This window comes from Polynucleobacter sp. Latsch14-2, assembly GCF_018881925.1.
Taxonomy (GTDB): Bacteria; Pseudomonadota; Gammaproteobacteria; order Burkholderiales; family Burkholderiaceae; genus Polynucleobacter.
Genome location: NZ_JACVPL010000006.1, coordinates 116,822 through 139,018 on the forward strand (window position 1 = coordinate 116,822; position 22,197 = coordinate 139,018).

19 protein-coding genes and 1 pseudogene are annotated in these 22,197 nt (G+C 45.6%); 5 read left to right on the forward strand and 15 right to left on the reverse strand.

The features are described 5' to 3' along the window. The first annotated feature begins 25 nt into the window (after positions 1 to 25). Genes ICN46_RS07195 through ICN46_RS07205 form a run of 3 tightly spaced genes read left to right on the forward strand, consistent with a single transcriptional unit; the run spans position 26 to position 3,938 of the window. On the forward strand, positions 26 to 817 hold the full coding sequence (locus ICN46_RS07195; RefSeq protein WP_216206564.1) for an enoyl-CoA hydratase/isomerase family protein: 792 nt from the start codon (positions 26 to 28) through the stop codon (positions 815 to 817). A 47-nt stretch (positions 818 to 864) separates the two neighbouring features. Beyond that, a complete protein-coding gene (locus ICN46_RS07200) occupies positions 865 to 1,830 on the forward strand; it encodes a Bug family tripartite tricarboxylate transporter substrate binding protein (protein WP_216206567.1) in 966 nt (321 codons plus the stop codon). Positions 1,831 to 1,853: 23 nt separating this feature from the next. Next, the gene (locus ICN46_RS07205) at positions 1,854 to 3,938 is read left to right on the forward strand and encodes a 3-hydroxyacyl-CoA dehydrogenase NAD-binding domain-containing protein (RefSeq protein ID WP_216206570.1); all 2,085 of its coding nucleotides are present in this window, start codon (positions 1,854 to 1,856) and stop codon (positions 3,936 to 3,938) included. A gap of 19 nt (positions 3,939 to 3,957) precedes the next feature. Here the strand turns inward: ICN46_RS07205 and ICN46_RS07210 are convergent, their stop codons facing one another. Genes ICN46_RS07210 through ICN46_RS07225 form a run of 4 tightly spaced genes read right to left on the reverse strand, consistent with a single transcriptional unit; the run spans position 3,958 to position 8,085 of the window. Continuing rightward, on the reverse strand, positions 3,958 to 4,926 hold the full coding sequence (locus ICN46_RS07210) for a Bug family tripartite tricarboxylate transporter substrate binding protein (RefSeq protein ID WP_216206573.1): 969 nt from the start codon (positions 4,924 to 4,926) through the stop codon (positions 3,958 to 3,960). A 33-nt stretch (positions 4,927 to 4,959) separates the two neighbouring features. Further along, complete coding sequence (locus ICN46_RS07215; RefSeq protein ID WP_216206576.1) at positions 4,960 to 5,718, reverse strand: SDR family NAD(P)-dependent oxidoreductase; 759 nt, start codon at positions 5,716 to 5,718, stop codon at positions 4,960 to 4,962. A 21-nt stretch (positions 5,719 to 5,739) separates the two neighbouring features. Next, the gene (locus ICN46_RS07220; protein WP_255538783.1) at positions 5,740 to 7,110 is read right to left on the reverse strand and encodes an MmgE/PrpD family protein; all 1,371 of its coding nucleotides are present in this window, start codon (positions 7,108 to 7,110) and stop codon (positions 5,740 to 5,742) included. Positions 7,111 to 7,113: 3 nt separating this feature from the next. Next, positions 7,114 to 8,085: a Bug family tripartite tricarboxylate transporter substrate binding protein gene (locus tag ICN46_RS07225; protein ID WP_216206579.1), complete on the reverse strand. Its 972-nt coding sequence runs from the start codon at positions 8,083 to 8,085 to the stop codon at positions 7,114 to 7,116. 141 nt (positions 8,086 to 8,226) lie between these two features. On the opposite strand from ICN46_RS07225, the gene ICN46_RS07230 reads away from it, so the two are divergent. After that, a complete protein-coding gene (locus ICN46_RS07230; protein ID WP_216206582.1) occupies positions 8,227 to 9,483 on the forward strand; it encodes an alpha/beta hydrolase in 1,257 nt (418 codons plus the stop codon). A gap of 51 nt (positions 9,484 to 9,534) precedes the next feature. Here the strand turns inward: ICN46_RS07230 and ICN46_RS07235 are convergent, their stop codons facing one another. The 3 genes and pseudogenes from ICN46_RS07235 to ICN46_RS07245 all read right to left on the reverse strand — a co-directional run bounded on the left by ICN46_RS07235 (position 9,535) and on the right by ICN46_RS07245 (position 11,918). Further along, on the reverse strand, positions 9,535 to 10,032 hold the full coding sequence (locus tag ICN46_RS07235) for a hypothetical protein (RefSeq protein ID WP_216206585.1): 498 nt from the start codon (positions 10,030 to 10,032) through the stop codon (positions 9,535 to 9,537). Between the two features lie 22 nt (positions 10,033 to 10,054). Beyond that, entirely contained in the window at positions 10,055 to 10,741 is a 687-nt protein-coding gene (locus ICN46_RS07240; protein ID WP_216206588.1) for a dienelactone hydrolase family protein, read from the reverse strand. Between the two features lie 41 nt (positions 10,742 to 10,782). Continuing rightward, positions 10,783 to 11,918: pseudogene (locus ICN46_RS07245) on the reverse strand (MFS transporter). Positions 11,919 to 12,128: 210 nt separating this feature from the next. On the opposite strand from ICN46_RS07245, the gene ICN46_RS07250 reads away from it, so the two are divergent. Then, the gene (locus ICN46_RS07250; protein WP_255538785.1) at positions 12,129 to 12,611 is read left to right on the forward strand and encodes a hypothetical protein; all 483 of its coding nucleotides are present in this window, start codon (positions 12,129 to 12,131) and stop codon (positions 12,609 to 12,611) included. A 94-nt stretch (positions 12,612 to 12,705) separates the two neighbouring features. Here ICN46_RS07250 and ICN46_RS07255 read toward each other — a convergent pair whose 3' ends face one another. The 8 genes from ICN46_RS07255 to hfq all read right to left on the reverse strand — a co-directional run bounded on the left by ICN46_RS07255 (position 12,706) and on the right by hfq (position 21,964). Continuing rightward, positions 12,706 to 13,197, reverse strand: coding sequence for a hypothetical protein (locus tag ICN46_RS07255; protein WP_216206594.1), 492 nt, complete (start codon positions 13,195 to 13,197; stop codon positions 12,706 to 12,708). Between the two features lie 71 nt (positions 13,198 to 13,268). Next, complete coding sequence (locus tag ICN46_RS07260; RefSeq protein ID WP_216206597.1) at positions 13,269 to 15,485, reverse strand: malate synthase G; 2,217 nt, start codon at positions 15,483 to 15,485, stop codon at positions 13,269 to 13,271. Between the two features lie 52 nt (positions 15,486 to 15,537). Continuing rightward, a complete protein-coding gene (locus ICN46_RS07265) occupies positions 15,538 to 16,878 on the reverse strand; it encodes an adenylosuccinate synthase (protein ID WP_216206600.1) in 1,341 nt (446 codons plus the stop codon). A 65-nt stretch (positions 16,879 to 16,943) separates the two neighbouring features. Further along, positions 16,944 to 18,107, reverse strand: coding sequence for an ATP phosphoribosyltransferase regulatory subunit (locus ICN46_RS07270; RefSeq protein ID WP_216206603.1), 1,164 nt, complete (start codon positions 18,105 to 18,107; stop codon positions 16,944 to 16,946). Between the two features lie 22 nt (positions 18,108 to 18,129). Beyond that, on the reverse strand, positions 18,130 to 18,999 hold the full coding sequence (gene hflC, locus ICN46_RS07275; protein WP_216206606.1) for a protease modulator HflC: 870 nt from the start codon (positions 18,997 to 18,999) through the stop codon (positions 18,130 to 18,132). Continuing rightward, entirely contained in the window at positions 18,999 to 20,498 is a 1,500-nt protein-coding gene (hflK, locus tag ICN46_RS07280) for an FtsH protease activity modulator HflK (RefSeq protein WP_216206610.1), read from the reverse strand. The genes hflC and hflK overlap by 1 nt, the downstream gene beginning before the upstream one ends. After that, positions 20,488 to 21,729 carry a GTPase HflX gene (gene hflX, locus ICN46_RS07285; protein WP_524538596.1) on the reverse strand — a complete coding sequence of 414 codons (1,242 nt, stop codon included), beginning with the start codon at positions 21,727 to 21,729 and terminating at the stop codon, positions 20,488 to 20,490. The genes hflK and hflX overlap by 11 nt, the downstream gene beginning before the upstream one ends. Continuing rightward, positions 21,722 to 21,964: an RNA chaperone Hfq gene (gene hfq / locus ICN46_RS07290; RefSeq protein ID WP_216206613.1), complete on the reverse strand. Its 243-nt coding sequence runs from the start codon at positions 21,962 to 21,964 to the stop codon at positions 21,722 to 21,724. The genes hflX and hfq overlap by 8 nt, the downstream gene beginning before the upstream one ends. Between the last annotated feature and the right edge of the window lie 233 nt (positions 21,965 to 22,197).

Consider the following 22,197-nt stretch of genomic DNA (forward strand, 5'->3'; position numbering starts at 1 on the left):
ATAAACTTATACAAAAGGAGGCAATATGACTTACAAAGATATTACCGTCGAGAAACGAGGCAGAATTACCTGTATGACACTCAATCGTCCTGAGCGAATGAACTCCATCAGCGTTGATACCGGCAACGAAATGCTCAAGGTACTTACCGAATATCGCGATGACCCAGAACAATGGGTCATGATTATCGCGGCAGCTGGTGAAAAAGCGTTTTGTAGTGGGATGTATGTCACCGAGGCAGCTAAAAAAACTGCTGAAACCGGTGAAACTGGTGGCTATACGATTTTTAAACCCTGGACCGACATGATGCAATCGATCCAAAAACCATTCATCTGCGCGGTAAATGGTTATTGCATTGGTGGTGGCTGGCACTTGGTTGCCGATAGCGATATCGTCATTGCTGCAGAGAATGCGCTGTTTTTTGACACTCATGTCAATATTGGCCTGATTAATGGAGTTGAATCAGCTGGATTTGCTTACAAAATGCCTTTGGGCATTGTGATGCGTATGTGCCTAGAAGGAAAACACTTCAAAGTGAATGCTCAGCAAGCGTACCAATGGGGATTGGTTTCTGAAGTGGTACCCAATGATCAATTGATGAACAAAGCCTGGGAAATCGCCACTCACATTGCAGATGATGCTGCCCCACTCGCTGTGAGGGGCTCCAAAAAAGCCATCCTTGGTGCGATCGATCGCGGCCCAACAGAAGGCATTCCATTCACTTGGGAAGTTTTAACAGAAATTCAAAACACTGCGGATACAAAGGAAGGCTTCTTGTCCTTTGTTGAGAAACGTAAACCAAAATTTATCGGTCGCTAATAAAGCAACTACTTTTAATAGATCTTTATATTGATAGGGACTTTTTGATGAAAAATTTAATACGCATTGCTGCTATTGCGATGAGTCTATTGACGATTCAGGCTTCAGCTCAGACCTACCCTAATAAGCCAATTAAGATTGTAATCCCCTATGGACCTGGTGGCGCTCCCGATATCTTGGGACGACTGATTGGAGTCAAACTGCAAACTTCTCTAGGGCAGCCAGTGATTGTCGAAAATCATCCTGGCGCAGGCGGCACGGTTGGGACGGACTTTGTTGCCAAGTCTGCACCCGATGGGTACACCATTTTGGTTGCAACAACGGCCAACCTTTCTATCAGCCCTCACCTATATCCAAAGCTACCATATAACGCCCTCAAAGATTTGGCGCCTGTATCTTTAGTTGCTAATTCACCTTTGATCTTGACCATATCAAAAGATGTCCCAGCGAATAACTTGAAAGAATTAATTGCTTACGGTAAAGCCAACCCAGGTAAATTAAATTACGCCTCCTCGGGCAGTGGAACCATCCAACATGTCGCAGGCGCGATGTTTGCCAGCATGGCAGGCATTGATGCAGCGCATGTACCTTATAAAGGCACCGCACAAATATTGCCAGACCTAGTGGCAGGCCGAGTAAACCTGATGTTTAACAGCCCCGCCCCTATGCTGCCGTTAGTTAAAGATGGCAGCCTGAAGGCAATTGGGATTGCGAGCTTAACTAGATCTCCACTAAATCCTGAGTACAGCACCATTGCAGAACAAGGGTTAACTGGCTTTGAAGCGGCGCCTTGGTATGCGTTCTACGCACCTGCAGGTACTCCTCCCGCTGTGATTGCACGACTGAATAAAGACATCACTACTGCCCTAGCATTGCCTGATGTCAAAGAAAAATATGCAGACATGGGTCTTGAGGTTTCCCCCAGCACTCCTGCGGAATTAGCGCAAATCACAAAACGCGACTATGACAAGTTTGGAAAAATTATCAAGGACAATAATATTAAGGGTGAATAAATACCTTGATATCGCCATAAAGCATGTCAGCCGCCAATTATCAACAATACGATCAGATTGCCGTCATTGGGCTAAATCATCCGCCACTCAATAGTTTGGGTCATGAATTAAGGATCGCGATTGATGCCCTGCTGCAAAAGGGGCAGGATGATCCAAGCATTAAAGCCATCATTGTGATGAGTCAGCTTGATGTCTTTTGTGCTGGAGCTGATATACGTGAATTTGGCTTGCCCGCAGCAGCAATGGAGCCCAATCTCAGAACGTTGATTGAGCACTTTGAAGTCAGCAAGAAACCGGTGATTGCTGCTATCCAAGGCATTTGCGCCGGCGGAGGATTGGAATTAGCCATGGCCGCGCATTATCGGGTGGCGCAGTCAAACACTGAATTTGCCTTTCCAGAGGTTAAATTAGGTCTATTACCTGGCGCTGGCGGAACCCAAAAACTCCCAAGAGCAATTGGTGTTGAGTCTGCAATTAAATTGATGATTAACGGGAATTTTGTTAAAGGCAGTGAACTTGCCAATACCAATCTGATTGACTGTATCGTTGATGGTAATTTTTTAGCGAAATCCATTGAATTTGCAAAGAGCATCATCATTGAGCACAAGCCGCTTAAGCGCCTGCGTGATATGCAACTGGCTCACATAGATTTTTCTATTGAGCTAGCGTATTTTTTAAAACCGTACTATAAAAATGCCGCTCACTACCCAGCCCCTATAGCAATCATTGACTCCGTAAAGGATGCCATTACTGAATCGTATGAAATTGGGCTTCAACATGAGCGGGAGCGGTTTATTGAATTAAGTAACACGTCGACTTCACGTGCATTGCGCCATGCTTTTTTTGCTCCTCGCGCATGTCAAAAGATTCCGGGCATTAGTGCTACCACACCAAAGAAAAAAATTAACTCTGTCGGCATCATTGGTGCGGGCACCATGGGCACTGGAATTGCCATTAATTTTCTCAATGCCAACATTAAAACCATTATTCTGGATCAATTGCCGACGGCACTAGATGCAAGCCTTGAGAAGATTAATAAATATTATCAAGACAGCGTAAAAAAATTGAGGCTCACAACCTCCCAGATTGAAAATTCTCTCGGCAACCTAAAAACAAGCTCACGCTATGAAGATCTTCGTGATGTTGATCTTGTTATCGAGGCTGCCTACGAGGATCTAGAGCTTAAAAAATCGATCTTTAAAATATTGGATCAAGTAACGAGCAAAGACACCATTCTTGCGACCAATACCTCCACTCTAGACATCAATGAAATTGCCGCTTGCGTCAGCCAACCCGAACAAGTTGTTGGCTTGCATTTTTTTAGCCCAGCCAACATCATGAAACTACTCGAAGTGGTTCGCGCCAACTCAACATCAGACACCGTTATTGCAACAGCATTTTCATTAGCGAAACAAATTGGCAAACTTCCCGTTCTCTCGGGCGTCTGCGATGGCTTTATTGGTAATCGCATGCTCGAACACTATGGCCGGATGGCCAGAATCCTAGTGGAAGAGGGTGCGCTCCCATGGGACGTGGATAAAGCCCTCGAGGAATGGGGAATGGGTATGGGGCCTTTCAGGGTATTTGATCTTGTTGGGAATGATGTTGCTTGGGCAGTAAGAAAGCGACGCTACATAGAAAAACCTCATATACGCTATGGCAAAGTAGCTGATGAAATTTGCCTACTTGGTCGGTTTGGACAGAAAACGAATAAAGGCTGGTATCACTATGAAATTGGTTCTCGAGATCCGGTTCCCGACCCTGAGGTAGAAAAAATCATCATTGCCTATCGCAAAGAACATGGCATCAGTCCGCGGGATTTTACCGCCGAAGATATTGTAAAAAGATGCATCTTTGCGCTCATTAATGAAGGCGCTCGCATTTTAGAGGAAGGTATTGCCCTGCGTGCATCGGATATAGATGTGGTGTATTTAACCGGCTACGGCTTTCCTAGATTTCGCGGTGGCCCCATGAAATATGCTGACGAACTAGGGTTAGGCAATGTCATTGATGAGCTCAATACACTCTATCAAGAAAGTGGCGACCCGTTTTGGAGGCCAGCAAAAATCCTTGAGGAATATGCTGCCGCAGGCAAGAGCCTTAATTAAATACCGCTACACCTACACGTTAATCTAGCTTGATGTCATTTTCTTTTATAAACTTCTGCCAAAAAGAGATATCGCTCTTAAATAACTTATCAAATCTCTCGGGTGTGGATTCTATGGTGTCCAAGCCCTCATCGTTTAGGCGAGCTTTTAAATCTGGATTATTGAGCGCCTTACGAATCGATGTGTACAAGCGATCAACAATTGGCTTAGGGGTTTGAGGTGGTGCAAATATACCGAACCAACTGAGCAACTCAAATCCGGGAAGAGTCTCACCGATCGTAGGAACATTGGGCAGAGAAGCGTTTCTGGTGGAGCTAGACACCCCCAAAGGAATAACCGTGCCATTTTTAATATGCTGCATAAAAGATGGCACTGTACCGAATGATAGGTTAATCTGGCCGCTAATCAAATCCGTAACGGAACTGCCGCTACCCTTGTAATTGACCATAGTCATACGGGTGCCGCTAGACTTTTCTAATAGCACTCCAGCTAAATGCGGGAGCTGGCCAGCACCAGAATTACCAATCGTAACTGTATTTGGATTGGCTTTAGCGAAAGCAATCAATTCTTTAATATTCTTATAGGGAACCGATGGATGAGCTACCAATAAAAGTGGTGAGCTCACCAATTCAGTAATCGGGGTTAACTTTGCTGTATCAAAAGGTAATTTAAAGAGCCATGGATTAACGGTAATGGCGCGATTCGTTAGCAAAATGGTGTAACCATCGGGCACAGCCTTTGCAAGGGCATCGGTACCAATAATGCTGGAGGCTCCAGGCTTATTCTCGACCAATACGGTGACACCTAAATCAGCCGTCATTTTCTCAGCCAACAAGCGCGTTATCACATCTGAACCTCCGCCAGGAGCAAAAGGCACAATAATCTTAATGGGTCTGGAGGGATATTCGGCAGCAAAAATTGTCGCGGGAGTGAGAGCGGATGCAAAAAGGATGAGACACGCACTTAGCCATAACTTCATTGTCTGCATTGATTCACCTCTTTAAAATGCTGTAGATAAACATCAGTTCAAGTATGCGCCACCATTAGCATGTATCGTCTGACCCGTGATGTACCTTGCCTTGGCGCTGCATAGAAATGCAACCAAGTGAGCAACCTCAGCAGGATCGCCCTTTCTACCAATCAGAGTTTTATTTTTTGAGTGATGCTCAGGTTTTCCTGTTCCAGCACTCTCACCCCTAACGGTATCGATTAATCCAGGCACAACGCAGTTTACGGTAATGCCATCATCGCCCAAATCATGTGCTAGCCCTTTAGTCAATCCCAAGAGTGCAGCTTTGGCAGCAAGAACATGTGCCCGCTTTTTCGATCCAGTGTGCGCCGACATGCCGCCAATATTGATCACGCTGGACATATCTGATTGACGCAAATAAGGTAAAGCAGCTCTAGTGCACAGGTAAGCGCTATCCAAAATACATGCCATTACTTCGCGCCATTCAGCAAGTTCCAGCGATTCAAAGGGTGAATGACGTCTGACCGCAGCATTATTTATGAGTATGTCAATATGTCCAAATTGCTCGATTGCACTAGCTATGAGTGAGGCACTCCCTTCTGCTTGACTGACATCTGCCATATGCAGACCTGCATTTCCGCCGAATGCTTGAATTTCCTGAACTACTTGATTAGCCTCTCGCAATGAGGAGCGAGCATTAATCAGAACCGCAGCACCTTCTTTAGCCAACTCAAGAGCAATTGCTTTGCCAATATTTTTAGCTGAGCCAGTAACAATAGCGACACGACCTTTTAGCGAGTCAGCAGACATAATGATTACCCTTAAGAGAAACTATTTGGCCAGAGAACTTAAATCTAAAACCGAAGATTTGCAAATACCCCTGAGACAAGCCAGCCCTTCAATTGCATCACTCTTACTCCAACCGCCATATTCACAATTGGCTAGGAATTTTTCTTCAAGAGATGCGATTGACATCGGCTCGTCTCTGCCACCACGGAAATGCCCCTGACTTACTTCAAGAACATCACCATTTTTCAATGTGACACGCAGATGACCGGTGAATTGTTTTGGATATGGGTTGGTAGGATCGATGTGATAGCGCACCTTAGAGGCTAAGCTGCGAACCAAAGGATCGTGAACCACATGCTCTTCGTAATCATTTAAACCGGCATTGTTACGTAGCATTCCAACGGCAATCGCATAAGGAATGCTAAATTTTGCAGCATAGCCATTTGGAGGATTTTGCTTTAAAGCAAGCGGCTCCCATAGTCTGTGCACGATACCCTCGGCGGTATTACAAACAATAGATTCAATTTCATTGGGATTTAATCCCTCAGAGACAAGCTTCCTAGCGCAATCAATAAAGGGGTGCGCCATCGTACCGCAGGCATAAGGCTTAAAAGCCATTTCAGCAGAAAGCCAGGTAACGCCAACGCCATCCAGCATTTCAGAAAATTGACATTCATCCAGATTAGCAAATGCATGAAAAAATCCATGATCGCCCTCAAAGAGAGTACGCGGCCCAGTAAATCCCTCTTGAGCCATGCGAGCGGCACGGTAACCAGACTGAGCAGCCCACCCAGGATGCATGCGCTTAGTCCAAGTACCCTCGGCAAGATATTCAATAATTCCAGATGCCATACTTCCTGCTATGCCAAGGGCATTAACCCATTGCGCATTTGACAGTTTTAAGGCGCTAGCAACACCAGCAGCAGCACCGAGAGCACCAAAAACAGCAGTCGGATGAAAGCCTGCTTTATGCACCAACTTAGGCGCAACACTACATAAGCGACACATGAGTTCAGAGCCAACCGCAATACCTCTAGCAACATCGGCACCGGTCAGATGATGCTTTTGGGCCGCAGCAAGTACTGCGGGAACAATGACAGCACCAGCATGGATTGGTCCACCCTCGTATGTGTCGTCGTAATCTTCCCCATGGGTGGCCGTTCCGTTTACCAATGCTGCTGCCGCAACATTAAAACGCCCTTGATGGCCAATAATGACGCAGTCACCCGACTCATCGGAAGCGCGAAAGGTTGCCTGAACATAATCCGTATTGCGTGCAGCTACACATAAACCTGCGACATCTATTAATAAAGAGTCACATAGAATCTGCATCGACTTCGGAAGCTCAGGGGGCATGTTGGCAAATGCAAGCGCCATCTGTTCGGAGATGGAAATATTCGGCAAGTTCTTCATCAATTAATCTGCCTCTACTTTGCTGACGCGTGCCACTTCGGTCCAATGCTTAACTTCATCAGTGATGTATTTTTCAAATCGCTCAGGAGTCATCGGCATGATGTAAATGGCCTGTTCGCTAAGCATCTTTTGAACATCTGGTTTTGCTAATATTTGCGCTAAAGTTTTGTTTAGCTTATTGCGAATTGCAATTGGCAATCCTGGAGGGCCGACAATGCCGTACCAAGTTAGGCTATTAAAGCCCTCATATCCCGACTCCTTAAAAGTCGGCACATTTGGCAATAGGGAATTACGTTGATCACCCGTGATGGCCAGAGGCTTAAATGATCCATTGCGTATATGGGGCATTGCTGCCGAAACCCCTGGGAATATCACCTGAATTTGACCACCAATAGAATCTGTAAAAGCCTGTCCAATACTCTTGTATGGAACGGCCATACTAGGCACACCAGATACAGACTTAAACTCTTCCATTAACAGATGGTTAAGCGTGCCAACCCCTGAAGTTCCATAATCAACTTTGGTTGGATTTGCTTTTGCATACACCACAAATTCTTGCAGTGTGCGCACAGGCACCCCTTTTGAAACAACCAAAATATTCGGAGTGCCGCCAATCATGCCAATCGCTGTGAAATCTTTGATTGGATCGTAAATATTTTTCTTTACGGCTGGATTAGTCCCATGGGTTGCTACATAACCAATCATTAAGGTATAGCCATCTGGCACAGCCCTCGCCGTCATCTTCGCTGCAATCGCGCCGCCTGCCCCAGCCTGGTTATCAATTAGAAAGGGTTGCCCAGTTGCAATCCGCAGTTGATCGGCAATAATTCTTCCGACAATATCCACACCCCCGCCAGGGGCTTGGGGGGCGATGATTTTCACTGCTCGGTCAGGATAGACATCGGCAGAAAATGCGTGCCCAGACATGAGCGCAGAAAGGCAAACTAAGGCGAATTTTAGGTAGGTTGGTCTCATATTTATTCTAGTAATTTATCAACCACATCATAAATCAATTTAGAAAATATCGAGTTTTGGGCAATATTGAGTATTTTCTCGATTTGGATTAGGATCGCTGGAGGTTAAAACCAAAAATAATAACGATTAAAGGAGACAAATATGCAATCCATCCGCATATTTCAAAAGGCGATGTTTTACCCTCAAACGCGAACTCGGTCGACGCTAAGCGTGATCATTTTTTTAATGCTGCTATCGGTCGGACTCCCTGCCAATGCCCAGGTAATTGATAGAAGTATTGATGAGATCAAACATGAATCTATTGATCGAGTCAAACGAGGTGCTTACCCACTGGGCGGTTTAAATCAGAGCGATGTGGAAGAGGCGTTTTCAAAGATCACGACACGTGATCCAGATGATTGGGCCAATGGATTTGGCTCGGTAGCCGACAAGTATATGGCTATCGCCGCCAGTGCTAAAACCAAAAAAGAGGCTGGCGCTGCATATAAGCGCGCTTGGCGCTTATATTACTTTGGGCAATTTCCTGTTCCTAACTCCCCCGGCAAGAAAGCGTCTTACGACAAAGCAATCAATGCTTATATTCAATATTTGAATACACAAGATACTCCAACTGAAGTTGTGAAAATTCCATTTGAAGGAAAATTCATTACTGGCTACTTGCGCTTTCCTAAAAATGCAAAAGGTCCAGTACCCATGATTCTGGCAATTAATGGTTTAGATAGTAGAAAAGAAACTGTAGCTGAAAGCTATACGGAGATTCTGGATCAAGGCGTCGGCTTCTTGGCTATTGATGGTCCAGGCACAGGACAGGCTCCGATTAAAGTAGACAACAAGGCTGACCGCATGTTTTCTACTGCAATTGATTACCTATACAAGCACCCCAAAGTGGATAACAAACGCATTATTGCTTTTGGTGTGAGCTTTGGGGCACATTGGTCTGCCAAGCTGGGCATTACAGAAAAGGATCGTTTACTCGGTGTGGTTGCGCAATCTCCAGCGGTGGATGTCACCTTCTCAGAGGCGGTGATTACTTCAAAAGTAAATGGCAATAAGGAATATTTATTCGATTACATTCCAGCCACGCTTTATGTGTATGAAGGTGCAAATACTGTGGATGACCTCTATCGCTTGGTCCCAGAAATGTCACTGAAGAAACAAGGACTCTTAGGTAAGCCAACTACACGGATGTTAGTAGTAGCTGGTGCGAAGGATACTCAAACCCCAATTCAGGATGCTGAACTTCTGCTTCGCAGTGGTGATATTCCTAAAGAGGCCTGGGTTAATCCGCGTGGCGGACACCTTGGGCGCGAATCTACTGGATGGATTGATCCGGTGATTTTTTCAAAGGTCATTATTCCTTGGGAGTTAAAACTCATCAAAGAATCTAGGAATCAATAGAACTAGCTGTTAACGACTTCTGTGTTGATGAAGGGCTTTAGAAATCTTGGACTATAAGCCCATAGTCCGATGCAAAATTTTGCCCTTCATCTCATCCCACAAATCCTGGAAGTCTTCAAGCAAATCTGCCGAGAGGTTCTGCAGCTCAAACAAACCGCTAAAGTAAATGGTTTTCTTGGGTGCCAAGGTCTTCTCAAATTCAGATAGACCAATCGGTCTCTCTTCCATATCGCGCGTTAATTCGGCCGAACATACAATCGCTTCATCATCATCTTTATCGATCACTGCAAACTCAATGAGTTGCTGCGTCTTGTCCAAAATAACCAAGGTTCCTCTGGCATAACAGACTGCATCATGCGCCTGCACAATATAAGTCAAAAATTTCGAGGCTTTAGAGTCGTCCATGCCGAGATCGTCAATAAAGAACAGGTACTGATCCCCCTCGGAATTCACCATGGTGAATACCTTTGGAATGACACCATGAGCAAGCGCTAAATTGCGATAGTAGGTGCAAATTTCTACTGCTAGATTTTCGGCGAAGAGATGCATAACGATGATTGAGAATTAAAAATTAGGAATGCAGTTGTTTTTTTAGAAAATCCATCGTACGGCTCCAGGCTAGCTTAGCGGCTTCGGCCTGATACTTTAAAAATGGTAGATTTCTGGAATCGGCTTCTTCGTTGGCAAATGCATGTTTAGCATCATAACGATAGAACTCTAGATGAGCTCCAGAGTCGAGTAGTTTTGCCTCCAAGAGATCCACGCCGCCAATGTCAAAAGCATCATCATGAAGAGCCCAGTGAGCCATCATAGGCTTAGTCACTGCTTTAGCATCAACATATTCTAAAGGGGGATAACCATACCAAACTACGCTAGCATCAAGTTCAGGGACATTGCATGCTGATAAAACAGTTAAGGCACCACCCATACAGAAACCAGTTACAGCTACCTTAGCGCTGCCGCTCGATTTTAAGAACTGAACGGCTCCACGGATATCTTGACCAGCCGCTTCTCCAAAGTTCAGGTCGTTCATTAAATGCTCCGCCTCATTAGCCTCTAAAGCTACTTTGCCACGATATAAATCCGGCACCAAAGCGCGATAACCTGCCTCTGCTAGGCGATCGGCCACGCCCTTGATCTGATCATTTAAGCCCCACCACTCCTGAATCACCACAATCCCCGGTGCATTTACAGCATGTTTAGGTTCTGCTAAATATGCATTGACGGAATTTCCGTCGGGCCGAATATAAGCTGTCATTGGGTTCACCTCATTCAATCAATTTATAAAGTAGCAATCTCTTAAGAAGTCTTCTGGTCGGCATGAATATATCCTACCAACCATACAGTGAGTAAGCTACACACTACTGCGCCATAACCAACTATGTTGTAGTGCTCCATCTTGCCATCAGCACCGATCGTGACTATGGCGCCAGCAGCAACCGAAGCAACCCCAAGGGCTAGCATTTGCACAGAGCCGATCAAACTCATAAAGGTACCTCTAATTCTAGCCTCTACGACCTGACTCACCATAGCCATCACTGGAATCATGCGACCAGAAATCAAGATAAAGAATGTGGTGGAGTTAATCAAAACCATCCACAGGGGTACGGGTTGAAGATTGGTTGTTACCAATAGCGGTACAAGGCTCACAATCGCCAGAACCCTAAACACCTTAACCTTTCCGTACTTGTCTGATATCTGTCCGATATAGCGTGAGGTCATCAGTGTGGCAACTCCACCGCAAAGATAGATTAATGAAATATACGAGTTATCAACCCCGACATTAGATGTGAAATACAAGGCAATATATGGAATTACTGAGAAGCCAGTAATCATAATCAAGGCCATAAAAATAAAAGCTCTGAGATGATGATGGGCAATAGCGATATCGTAAATCTGCTTAAAACGAGTGCCCTCATGAACGTGATCAAGATGACCGGCGATCTTGGGAATATTGCGATACGCCAAATATAAGATCAGTGTGGAGACTAGAGCAATAAAAATAAATGGGGCACGCCAGCCCAAGTACTCAATGTGGTTAGCCAAAAATAAACTTAGGGGAACTCCGGCAACTGTCGACACAGAGAATGCTGCCATCACTGTACCTAAAGCCTTACCCCTTCGCTCAAATGGAATGGAGTCAGCCACAATCGTTTGGACCAAAGATCCAAGAATGCCGCCAAATGCCCCCGCACAAGCTCTTGCAATAAAAAGCGTAGGTAGTTAGGGGCAAATCCGCAAGCCAGCGTAGCAATAATGAAGCAGGCATAAAGACTCAACAGCAACTGACGACGCTCAAAACGATCGACATAATAGGTCGCAAAAATACCTGCTACCGCTGCTGCGAAAGTGTAAGAAGAGAGCAATAAGCCAAACTGATGCGTATTAATGTTGAGTACGCGAATAAATTCCGGACCCAAGGGCATCATGATCATGAAATCTAGAATATGGGTGAACTGGATGCCAGCCAAGGCAAGCAATAAGAAACGTTCTTGCTGGGGGGTGCGAACAGAACTCAAGATAGGGTCAACAATGCAAATAGTGGCTGGGAGCCTATTATCCACTCTAGCGCCTTACTCTGCATTGAGGTACGATCAGAGTAAATCCACAAGACCAAACCCTAGCGAACCGATTAAATGGAAATAATGCTGCCTCCCCCTCAGGGTTTCTCATTCACCTTTTTGTTCATTGACATCATCTGTGGGTTGATTGGCCTGACCATCATCCTGATCTTCCACGGAAGCGCTCTAAACCACATTGTGATGCGCTTCGAGCGCCTTACCAAGGCAAACCTTGCACTAAAGCAATACAACCGAATATTCTTCCATTTTTATGTAACTTTTATATTTTTTGCATTGATTCACATTTCAGAGATTTTTATCTGGTCTGGGATCATCATTTGGCTTCATCTGATCCCGAGCACAGTTCAGTCCATTCTCTTTGCTGGAAGCTGTTACACAACAGTAGGCTTTGTGTCGGATATCCTGCCCACTGGTTGGAAAAGCCTATCTTTTTTCATTGCCTTTACAGGCCTCTTTTCGCTTGCCTGGACAACATCTGTGATGATTGGGATGACAAGCCTATACAAAGAGGCCTGGAACCTTAAATATGATCGCCGTAAGCTTTAACTTTAAGTAAAAAGACCAAAAACTAGTCTTTTATAGCGAACTTTCAATCATTTTTGCGTCATATTGAAATATTTTTGAATCTTAAGAAATAACTTTAAGTCTTCATGTAATAGCCATATACGCAGCGATTTCCAGCTCTTGACGGGTTGTGGGTATCCTGAATGACGCCATTGAGCACAGCGCTTAAGTGTTTTGAGACCTTCACAATCAAGGTACCTTGGGGAAGTTCATCGCCCCTCATGTGCACCTGGCAGCCTGCCCCAACCTTCATAGTTGGCACCCAAATAAAGCCCAAATCAATAATGTAGCCATGAAAGACATTGCGATGATTGCCATTTCGAGGGGATGCTCCTTTTAGGTTGAGCCTTTTGGCCAGCCTATCGTTTCTAGACTGTGCATATGACTCATTAGCAAGCCTTAAATCTTCATAAACTTGAAGATAAGGTAGGTTGGCAGCAATCGCAATTGACCGCACAACACAGTCACCTGCCCCACCCTTAAATCCAGCTGCAGCCCTACCGCCATCATTGAACTGATAGCTCAACTGCTTAACAGGTTTTGCAAAGGGATTTAAAAAGCCAAACATGGCAGACTATTCCGGTAATAAAAAATGGACTTGCCTCACGACAAATCCATTCCCATTAAGCAGCTCTAATATTATTTCGCAGCAGCTTGCTTTACCACTAAACGCCATGCATGCAGCAACGGCTCGGTATAGCCATTGGGTTGCTCAAGACCTTTGAAGATCAAATCACTAGCTGCTTTATATGCATAGGAGTCTTGATGGTTCGGCATCATTGGTTTGTACAAAGCATCACCAGCATTTTGACCATCAACCACTTTAGCCATACGCTGCAATGTCTCGTTAACCTGCGCCTCACTCACAATCCCGTTAAGAAGCCAGTTCGCAATATGCTGACTAGAGATGCGCAGTGTTGCACGGTCTTCCATCAATCCAACATTATGAATATCAGGCACCTTGGAACAACCAACACCTTGATCAATCCAGCGCACAACATAACCCAAAATACCCTGGCAATTATTGTCTAACTCTTGCTGAATCTCTTCCTTGGACCAGTTAGCTTTTTCAACTACTGGAATCGTTAAGAGATCATTGATTAAAGCCTCAGCTTCGGCAGCACCGTCCAATTTTTCCATTTCTTTTTGGATTTCGGATACATTTACCTGATGATAGTGAAGTGCGTGCAAAGTAGCAGCTGTTGGAGATGGTACCCATGCAGTATTCGCACCCGCTTTAGGGTGTACGATTTTTTGCTCCAACATCGCCTTCATCAAGTCTGGCATAGCCCACATACCTTTACCGATTTGTGCGCGGCCACGTAAACCACAATCGAGTCCAGCAAAAACATTGCGGCGTTCATAAGCTGACAACCATTTACTGGTTTTCATATCACCCTTGCGCATCATTGGTCCAGCATGCATTGCGGTATGCATTTCATCGCCAGTGCGATCCAAGAAGCCGGTATTGATAAAGGCAACGCGTGCGCCCGCAGCAGCAATCGCCGCCTTGATGTTAGCGCTCATGCGACGCTCTTCATCCATAATGCCAAGCTTGACTGTGTCAGCAGGTAAACCAAGTAATTTCTCAACACGACCAAAGAGCTCACCTGCAAAAGCAACCTCTTCTGGGCTGTGCATTTTTGGCTTCACGATATAGACAGAACCCTTGCGAGTATTACCAATAGCCTGTGATGCTGGACGATTGATGTCATACAAAGCAATCAAAACCGTTACAACCGCATCGAGGATACCCTCGTAGATCTCTTTGCCTTCACTGGTAATAACGGCTGGATTAGTCATCAAATGACCAACGTTGCGAAGGAATAAAAGTGAACGGCCATGCAAAGTTACCACGCCATCTTTCGCATTCACTGCTCCAAAAGCAGCCTTGTACTGACGATCCGGGTTCAGTGAGCGAATAAAAGTTTTGCCACCCTTTTGCACTTCTTCAACTAAAGTGCCTTTCAAGATCCCTAGCCAGTTTTCATAGGCGAGAACTTTATCATCGCCGTCAACTGCAGCAATAGAGTCTTCCAAATCCAAAATAGTGGATAAGGCTGCTTCTAGCACTACGTCATTCACGCCAGCGGGATCGCTTGAGCCAATAGTCTTGCTCTTATCAACTTCGATATCGATGTGAATGCCGTTATTGCGTAGGAGGATGGATGAAGGCGCCGAAGCATCACCTTGATAACCCACAAATTGTTTCTCATCAGCCAAGCCTGTAACGCTGCCATCCTTTAATTTAATGGCGAGTTTATTACCGTCAACGGTATAGGCCACAACATCACGATGCGACCCGCTAGCTAAAGGAGTTGCTTGATCCAAGAAATTACGCGCATAGGCAACCACCTTAGCACCACGAATCGGATTGTATGCGCCAGCCTTGGTAGCGCCATCTTCCTCAGAGAGCACATCAGTGCCATAGAGAGCGTCGTACAAAGAGCCCCAACGTGCATTCGCGGCATTGAGCGCATAGCGCGCATTTAAAACAGGCACAACCAATTGAGGGCCGGCTTGCAGCGCCAACTCATCATCAACATTCTTGGTCGTACCCAAAACTTTTCCAGGCACATCATCAAGGTACCCGATTTCTTTTAAGTGCTTGCGGTACGCAGGCATATCTTTAATCGGGCCTGGGTTTGCTTTGTGCCACGCATCTAAATCCAATTGCAAACGGTCACGCTTAGCCAGTAATGCTTCATTTTTAGGCGTCAGATCTTTAACGATCTCGTCAAAACCCTTCCAAAAGTCTGCGCTCTTGATGCCAGTGCCAGGGAGCACTTTATCCTCTATAAAGCGATATAAGGGGGTGGCTACTTGAAGGCCATTACAGGTAGTGCGTGCGGTCATGATTTAAACCTTAGTTACAAATGTTAAATAAAATTTTGTCAAATATTTTGCATCAATCCTGGAATGGATGCTGAAGCAAGATAGTTTCATCACGTTCAGGTCCAGTAGAGACCATCGCGATCGGTTTACCGGCTACCTCTTCGATACGGCGCAGGAACTTTTGAGCCTCCACTGGAAGTTTATCCCACTCACGGATACCAAAGGTACTGCCCTTCCACCCTGAGAAATCTTCATAAATTGGGTCGCAACGAGAAACAGATTCTGCGCCACGGGGCAACACATCTAATTTTTGACCATCTAATTGGTAGCCAACGCAAAGGCGAATAGTTTCTAAGCCATCTAGAACATCTAATTTAGTAATACAAAGGCCCGTTAAACCATTGATCTGAATGGAGCGCTTCAACGCAGCTGCATCAAGCCAACCGGTACGGCGCGGGCGGCCCGTAACAGAACCAAACTCTTTTCCAACTTCAGCCAAACGGACCCCAATCGGATCCTGTCTTGCAGGATTGTCATGGTCGTATAACTCACTCGGAAATGGACCAGCGCCAACACGCGTGCAATAAGCTTTAGTGATACCTAAAATATATTGCAATGAATCAGGTCCAACGCCAGATCCAGCAGCGGCGTTACCAGCTACACAGTTGCTAGAGGTGACATAGGGGTAGGTGCCATGATCAATATCAAGCAAAGTCCCTTGCGCACCTTCAAATAGAAGATTTTGACCCGCTTGCTCAGCAGCGTATAAAGCACTAGATACATCCACAACCATCGGCTTTATACGTTCAGCATAAGACAAAGCTTCGGCCAAGGTCTTCTCATAATTTACAGGCTCTGCACCATAGTAGTTGGTCAGCATGAAGTTGTGATACTCAAGGTTCTCACGCAATTGTGCTGCGAACTTTTCTGGGTAGAACAAGTCCTGTACACGCAGAGCACGTCGCGCCACTTTATCTTCATAAGCTGGTCCGATACCACGACCAGTGGTACCGATTTTTGCATTGCCACGCTTCTTCTCACGCGCATGATCAATTGCAACGTGGTAAGGAAGAATCAAGGTAGTCGCCTCAGAAATCTTTAAGCGGCTTTGAACATCTAAACCAGCAGCCTCAAGTTCGCCAATCTCTTTGAACAAGGCCTCTGGTGAGAGGACTACGCCATTGCCGATATAGCAGATCACTTCCTTGTGCATGATGCCGGAGGGAATCAAGCGCAAGATCGTTTTCTTATCGCCGATAATCAGAGTGTGGCCAGCATTATGCCCACCCTGAAACCGCACTACTGCTTGTGCATGATCAGTCAACCAATCAACAACTTTTCCCTTGCCCTCATCGCCCCATTGGGTACCGATGACAACAACATTACGACCATGTGCTTGCTGCTTAGAAGACATAATAAAATCCAAAAAAATAATTACAAAATAGGTTTAATTCTTTATTAGCGACCAACTTCAGCGCTTTACTTTTTCTTTACTTCCCAAGAGCTTCCCTGCTGTACCAACTCTCGATCACATTCATACTCAGCTGCTTGTGCTTGATCACCAGCCATCACCTGAATCACAACTTCACCACTTGCACGCAATGCGGCAATGGCTTTATTTAAATGAGCATCATCAATCCAAGGCGCAACAATGGCAGACTTACGCATGCTGATTGGCGATAGATTGGCTAAGGTCAATAGATCCAATGAAAATCCGGTAGCAGGTCGCGAACGTCCAAATGCTTGACCAACATGGTCATAACGTCCGCCACGTGCAATCGGTTGTGGCAACTTATCCACATAAGCTGCAAACATCACACCGCTGTGATATTGATAACCACGCAGGTCAGCCAAGTCAATGCTCAGCTCTAAATCCTGAGATAGCGACGTTGCAGCAGTCGATAAGCGCTCAAGCTGTGCAAGTGCTTCATCAACTAATTTGTGCTTTGGTAGCACCTTTTTTGCCTTAGTTAAGACTTCAGCACAAGGCCCATTTAATTCAGTTAATGCAATTAAGCTGTCTAAGGCTTTAAAGTTGAATGATTGAGTCCAAACCTTAAGGCGCGGACGATCTTTACTTTGTAACAATCCGTAGAGCGTTTCAATATCCGATTTACTGAGATTTTGACCATCGAGAATGCCAGCCAAAATACCGGCGTGAGATAAATCAAGATATACCTTATCTAGACCAGCCAATCCCAGGGTCCTTAGCAGTAAGGTAAGCGCCTCAAAATCTGCATCCCAAGTAGCGCAGCCATAAATCTCGGCACCAAGCTGGAGCTCTTCGCGCGCAGAGCTGCCTACTGGTGTGCGAGCATGCGCAACAGAACCTGCATAGCAAAGGCGCGTAACACCGGTGCGATTTAATAAATGAGCATCGATGCGCGCTACTTGCGGCGTCATATCAGCACGCAAGCCTAAGGTACGCCCGGACAGTTGGTCAACCAACTTGAAGGTTTGCAAATTGAGATCAGAACCAGTACCCGTTAGCAATGAGTCCAGAAACTCCAAGATAGGGGGCGCTACAAGCTCATAACCATAGGATTGATACAAATCCAAGATGGCACGACGCAGAGACTCTACTTTACGAGCCTCGGCCGGCAAAACATCAGCAATGTCTTCAGGAAGCAACCAACGATTCATGATCTAGATTATTCACTTTCGTTTATTTTTTATGTAAGAACTTAAAGAACTCACCATTGGGCTCAACCACCATGATGTCTTTCTTATCCTTGAAAGAGCTGCGATAAGCCTCAAGACTTTGATAGAACTGTGCAAACTGTGGATCACGCCCAAAGGCTTCGGCATATAAAGCTGTCGCTCTAGCATCGCCAGCTCCTTTAATCTTTTGAGCATCACGATAGGCTTCGGCCAAGATCGTATCGCGTTGGCGCTCAGCATTGGCGCGAATTTTGTCTGATTCAGCAGCGCCTGTAGAACGCAACTCATTGGCAACACGCTTACGCTCTGCCTCCATGCGGCGATAAACAGAATCACTAATCTCGGCCAATAAATCAACCCGTTTTAAACGCACATCGACAATTTCAACACCGATATCCGAAGCATCGTCCGCTACTTTTTTGCGAATGCCCTGCATCACCTGCTCACGCTGATCTGAAATCAATTCGCGGACCGTACGTTTTGTGAACTCTTCATTTAGGGCGGAACGAACCAATTGGGTCAGACGATCTTCAGCCAAACGTTCATCACCCTTGAAGCTAATGAAGAATTTACGCGGATCAACAATGCGCCACTTCACATAAGAATCTACTAGTAAGTTCTTTTTCTCAGCAGTGATAAAGCGCTCTGCCTCTGGATTATCAATTGTCAAAATACGACGATCAAAGAAACGAACATTCTCAAAAGGCGCAGGATATTTCACTTGCAACCCTGGCCGCTCAATCACACGAACAATTTGTCCAAAAGAAAACACTACGGCAAACTTTCGTTGATCAACAACAAAAATACTCGATGAAAGAACGTAGGCTAATGCGATCAGCGCAATAAGCCCTGCAATCAGGCGATTTAAATTCATTATCGAGACTCCCGATCGCGACTACGCAAGCCGTCTCGTTTATCACCCGTACCACCGCTAATGACTGCGGGAGGGGCATTTGCTGAAGGACTGGAAACATTGGTAACCGAGATAGGCGCCGGAGGATTGCCTGTAGTGCCCCCAACAGTCACAGAACCTGTTGGTGTCGCTTGATTCACCTGTGCGTTAGCAGCTTGTGAGCTTTCAGCGCTAACCTGTGCAACGATTTTATCTAGCGGTAAATACAGCAAACCATTGCTCTTGGTTGTATCAACCAAAATCTTAGTCACGTTGTTATACATATCGCGCATTGTGTCGATATACATACGATCACGGGTTACCTGAGGTGCTTTTGAGTACTCAACCAAAATCTGTTTGAAACGAGTTGCATCACCCTCAGCCGTAGCAACTACGCGCGCCTTATAACCCTCAGCCTCTTGAATCAAACGTGCTGCAGTACCTTTAGCACGGGGAATAATGTCATTGGCATAGGCTTGGCCCTCGCTCTTTAAGCGCTCTTGATCTTGACCAGCCTTTACCGCATCATCAAAAGCCGCCTGCACCTGCTCGGGTGGTTGAACATTTTGCACGGTGACACTAGTGACATAGATACCAGCCTTGTAGCTATCCAAAATCTTCTGAATGGAGCTCGCCAAATCAATTGCAATTTTTTCACGACCCTCATACAAGACGGTATCCATTTTGCTGCGCGCAACAATCTCACGAACGGCAGTTTCTGCCGCCTGAACGACTGAAGCATCGGGGTCCCGATTATTAAACAAATAATCCGTTGGATCTTTTAGACGGTATTGAACAGCAAAGCGCACATCGATGATGTTTTCATCTTCCGTCAGCATTGATGAATCTTTTTGATTAGTCGCTTTAATAAGTACAGGACGACCAACCTCAACAGAGCGAACGCCTGAGAGATTAACAACTTCTTGCGCCTGAATAGGCCAAGGCATACGCCAATTAATGCCAGGCTTAGCGGTGTAGTCATACTTACCAAAAGTGAGAATCACTCCGGCCTGACCTTCTTGAATAATGAAAAATCCGCTACAAACCCATATAAAGAAGATGCCAGCAGCAGCCAACAAAATACTAGCTTTAGAACTAAAGGGGTTGGAAAAATGAAAACTGGGAGCTCCATTGCCACTGACATTGCCTCCACCACCACTATTGCCAACCCTGTTTACACGATCTTCCGGTTGTGGAATATCCGTGCTGCTGGGCTTATTACTTGGCTTGCTTACTGTTGGCTCCGGCTTTTTCTTGCCACCAAAAATACTAGCAATTCGATCATTAAAATCGCGCCACAACTCATCTAGGTCTGGAGGTCCATCAGGCTTTGGGGCTTGCTTAGGCTGGTTATTGCCAGGTTTATCTTGATTACCAGGATCTACTTTTGGGGCTTGATCACCCCCCTGCTCACCTTTAGCATCCTTGGATCCATTGTTTGGATCGGTGACCGAAAACAGGCCAATCAATTTACGCATCATTAGGTGTATAGCTTCGATTTAGGATAGGGTTAAAGTCAGAAGATTCTGGTCGTTCGGGTAAAGGAGCTAAAAACTCATCTGGAGCTAATTGTTTTTTAGCTCGGTTGTGCTCGACCCTTATTCTATCAGTCATTTGAGAGCATTCCGCCAACGTTGAGCGTAACAAATCAAGGCCTAAGCCAGTCTTGGCGGACAGGAAAATCTGATTCGGGAAACCCTGTCCATCCCGTTCCAAAACAGCCCCTTTTAGGAAGGTTTGAGGCATCTGATCGATCTTATTCATAATCTCAATACGGGGGATGTCGTCAGCCCCAATTTCTCGTAAAACAGCCTCTACTTCTGCCTGTTGCTCCCGCGCTACAGGGCTGCAGGCATCAATTACATGCAATATCAGGTCGGCATGGATGGTTTCATCCAAGGTAGCCCTAAAGGCCTCGACCAATTGATGGGGCAATTCACGGATAAATCCAACGGTATCGGAAACCACAATCGAGCCCACCCCATCTAAATGAATCCTCCTAGAGGTCGTATCCAGGGTAGCAAATAGCTGATCGGCGGCATATGCCCCTGCTTTAGTTAAGGCATTAAATAGGGTGGATTTGCCAGCATTGGTGTAACCCACCAAAGAAACCGAGAAAACGTCCTTGCGGTTGCGGGCCCGCCTTTGAGTCCTCTGTTGACGTTGAAGCTTTTCAAGCTCATTTTCTAGGCGTTTAGCCTTCGTTGCCAGCATTCGGCGATCTAACTCCATTTGAGTCTCACCAGGACCGCCCCGCACACCAATACCACCGCGTTGGCGCTCCAAGTGACTCCACGCCCTCACTAATCGTGACATCCGATATCTGACCTGAGCTAATTCAACCTGAGTTTTGCCAATATGACTTTGAGCCCGCTTGCTAAAGATATCCAAGATCAGACCCGTCCGATCCATGACATGAAAGCCGATATGACGCTCAAGATTTCTTTGTTGGGTTGGCGAAAGCGGATGGTTGAAGATAGCTAATTCAGCACCATGCTCTTCCATAACCCTCTTGAGCTCATTTGCCTTACCAGACCCAATGTATAAAGCAGGATCCGTTCTGCCCTTGCGAGCTACTACACTGGCTACAGGCACAGAGCCAGCACTATCAGCCAATAAGCTGAGTTCAGCCATGCTATCTGCGAAATCTTCGCGTCCGGTATCAACTCCAACCAGAACAGCGAGTGCCGCATCTACTCCAGTTTTAAACAGGGTTAGCTTCTTCTAAACGAAACTCCACTGCACGCGCTGGCACGATTGTAGAAATCGCATGCTTGTAAACCATCTGCGTAACTGTATTGCGCAAAAGAACAACATATTGATCGAATGATTCAATATTGCCCTGCAACTTAATGCCATTTACAAGGTAGATAGAAACAGGTACATGCTCTTTACGTAAAGTATTGAGAAAGGGATCCTGGAGTAATTGGATGGTTTTGTTATTCATACTGCTCCTTATTTGTATTGTAGTTAGGGAGTCTTGCTTTTTTTATGTAAAACCCTGTACATCATTAATGCTTGTTGAAAATCAGTTACTTCAAGTAGTTAATCAAAGGTGGATTCAACCACGAAGTGCAACTTTGAACAACTAGGTAAGGAGGCTAAGGATGTTTTAGTATCCAAAGCTTCTAGACCTCCAAGTCAAAGTAGCCATGACCTATCAACACCTTAGCCAAACTG